A 2,819-nucleotide genomic window follows, 5' to 3' on the forward strand; every position below is an offset into this window, starting at 1 on the left:
TCATAAAGAACCTACCTAAGTCCCTTATGAATAAACCCTTAAGCAACATTCCAAAAATTCAACCTCAAATACTATCACGTCTATCCCATTCCTATAAGCCTCGGACCATCTAGGGTACACCGAAACTCTATTCGGCAAGCCGGTTGACTTCATTATTCTGACTATTAATCCGCCAAATAGGCTATACTCACGCGCACGATCTCGGTATCCACCGAATCCATCACCGAACACAACGCAGCCGATAACAACCGCGACTCAGCATAAGAACTAAACCGGTACTGCTGCAGGCTAGGTTCTTTACCCTGCGCCAACTTCTTATGGTGGCTCCGAAATCCTCAAAAGGACTAGGTATATAGGACGCAAAAACCCAGCTTGAACCTCAAGACGACTATTCATCCACAGGATATCCTGCATCACCCGTAAACGCAGGACTCTCCGGATACCTTTCAGGATCAAAAATCCACTCCCCCCGCTCATCACACCGAGGAGCCGGGAACCCCTGAGGAAAATATTTTTTCTTCCGCTCCTCATGCCAAGTCCACGGATACTCCACCACCTCCGGGCCAGCAATGAGGATCTCGTTATTTCCTGCAAAGAACTGCTCCACACGCGGCAAAGAAGCCCGGCTCACCCCGAACCCGTACCCTAAAGTCACCTCATAATCATCCCCAGACCGAGGGTACGGGCTAGGACGCATAGGATAGTTCAGACGCATTGAGTCAATGATATTTACGGCATAGATAGCGTAACTATCGTTCCCTAAACGGTCTGCCATCGACAGTACGTCCTCAAAGTTTTTATAGTACACAAACAGTCCCTGACGCAGATCAAGCCAATCGACTGCAGTAGCGTATTCATAAGCCCAATGGACATCAAAATCATACGGAAAAGAATCCCAATCAAACTCCAGGGCTGTTAAAAAACGACGCCCAAATTCCAATGATCCAGTGGCTCCAGCGCAATCAACCTCTGCGATATACCACCCTTCACGCTCAAGATAGGGCTTCATACAATTCTGCCAATACCCATCCTCTTCAATGAAGATCGGGGCAATGAAGGGCTTTGAAAGACTATGTTCATACGGCATAAGCTTTTTCCTTTCAGGCTTAGTCAATAAGACGAATAAAGATTAGAACATGACCTGGACTACGGTCCGTATTCTTTGTTTATGTTAACTTTCAGATGTTCTTATCTTGTACATCGTTTGTTATCGGTGTAGGTGGTACTTTCAGGATACTCATCGGGGTCAGTTATCCAGATACCATTCTTGTCATACAACGGATCTGGAAAACCACTAGGGAAATATTTCTTCTTCCGCTCCTCCTGCTGAGACCAGGGATATACAGCATTGGGACCAGCACAGATCGTCTGATGACCTTCAAAATACTCCTCAACGCGAGGAAGGGAATCTTTCGACACCTCAAGCCCATACCCAAAAAGAACCTCGTATTCGTCATCACGCCACATAGGACGCCGTGGGTAATAAGCATTCATAATGTAAAGGATATCCACACTATACCTAACATAACCCTCCATGTTTAAACCGTCAGCCATAGATAGAACATCTTCAAAGTTTTTATAGTAGACAAACAATCCTTGACGCATATCAAGCCAATCGATATCCTCTGCATATTCTTCAGCCCATTTCAAATCAAATTTATGCGGGAATGAACTCCAATCAAAACTGATAGCATTCATAAAACGAATAGCAAAATCATAGGCATCCACAACCCCTGCGCAATCAACTATAACAACATGCCACCCCTCCTGACGCAGAGAAGGAAGCATATAGTTTTCCCAATAATTATTATCTCGTATAAAAACAGGGATATTAAACGGTTTAGAATATAAAGCCTCATAAGGCATATTCGTTTCCTTTCCAAATTAATCAACAAGGCGGATAAAAGTTAAATAGTGATCTGGCGAATAGTAAATACTTCCATTGCTTCCTACTACGATACGATGTGTTCCCCGATTAAGTCCTGGTTTACCATTTTCTTTGATGATATACTCTGGCGGTTTTGCATCATATTCAGTATATGTAATAAGATTACCATCCTTATCTTTTGTTGGGAGTATGCTACCATCTTTACTGCCCATAGGCCTATTCTCGAAAACTTTAGAACTGCTCAACCCTTAAACACGACTAAATAAATTTAAAATACAAAAACACTGGCTCCTGCAACAAAGCAAAACCGCAGGAACCAGTAGTTTTTATATGAAGCTATCTCCACTAATTTACCTGAAGAGAGCTCCACGTGAATAAATATTGTAAAATCCGGTTAAAGAGCCAAAAAATGAGAACCCCTGGTATTATTTACTCTCATATTTCCAGCTCTCCAAAACTTCATCCTTATTCTTCACATACAAAGGATGCTCCGCCCCAGGATCCCCTTCATCAAAATCAGGAATCACGATCGCCCGACCCTCAAAAAACTCCAACGCCTGATCAAGATGCTCTTGAGAAACCTCCATACCATAAAGAATATTCGCAGGATCATACTCCCCATCCTCATCCTCCGAATACCGGTACCTCAACTCAGTATCCACAGTCTGCAACAGCTGTGCAGCCCACTTCGCCATATAATAATGAGGATCATGAGGGCTCTGGAATAGTGCATCATAATTCTTCAGAGCAAAAAAGAACCCCTGACTCAAATCCAGCCAATGCAAATCCTCAAGATACTCATGAATCCAATCATCTGGCATATCAGGAATCTCCTCAGGAAACTCAATAGCCTCAAAAACCATCACAGAAGCTTCCGCAGACCCCGAAGACTCCAATAACTTTTCACAGGAAAGCTCAATAATCTTCCACC

General features: G+C 43.4%; 4 protein-coding genes. All 4 read right to left on the reverse strand.

All coding sequences use genetic code 11. The features are described 5' to 3' along the window. Positions 1-388: 388 nt before the first annotated feature. Complete coding sequence (locus tag HMPREF2958_RS04245; protein WP_070696905.1) at positions 389-1,087, reverse strand: hypothetical protein; 699 nt, start codon at positions 1,085-1,087, stop codon at positions 389-391. A gap of 101 nt (positions 1,088-1,188) precedes the next feature. Further along, positions 1,189-1,866 carry a hypothetical protein gene (locus HMPREF2958_RS04250; protein ID WP_070696907.1) on the reverse strand — a complete coding sequence of 226 codons (678 nt, stop codon included), beginning with the start codon at positions 1,864-1,866 and terminating at the stop codon, positions 1,189-1,191. An 18-nt stretch (positions 1,867-1,884) separates the two neighbouring features. Continuing rightward, the gene (locus HMPREF2958_RS10695; protein WP_083313698.1) at positions 1,885-2,100 is read right to left on the reverse strand and encodes a ribonuclease domain-containing protein; all 216 of its coding nucleotides are present in this window, start codon (positions 2,098-2,100) and stop codon (positions 1,885-1,887) included. A gap of 213 nt (positions 2,101-2,313) precedes the next feature. Continuing rightward, a partial coding sequence (locus HMPREF2958_RS04255) for a hypothetical protein (RefSeq protein ID WP_070696909.1) occupies positions 2,314-2,819 on the reverse strand: 506 nt, incomplete at its 5' end.

The organism is Rothia sp. HMSC036D11 (assembly GCF_001814205.1).
GTDB lineage: Bacteria > Actinomycetota > Actinomycetes > Actinomycetales > Micrococcaceae > Rothia > Rothia dentocariosa.

Coding starts and splice junctions, on each gene's coding strand:
- HMPREF2958_RS04245 (WP_070696905.1), bottom strand. CDS start 1,087: ATGCCGTATGAACATAGTCTTTCAAAGCCCTTCATTGCCCCGATCTTC.
- HMPREF2958_RS10695 (WP_083313698.1), bottom strand. CDS start 2,100: ATGGGCAGTAAAGATGGTAGCATACTCCCAACAAAAGATAAGGATGGT.
- HMPREF2958_RS04250 (WP_070696907.1), bottom strand. CDS start 1,866: ATGCCTTATGAGGCTTTATATTCTAAACCGTTTAATATCCCTGTTTTT.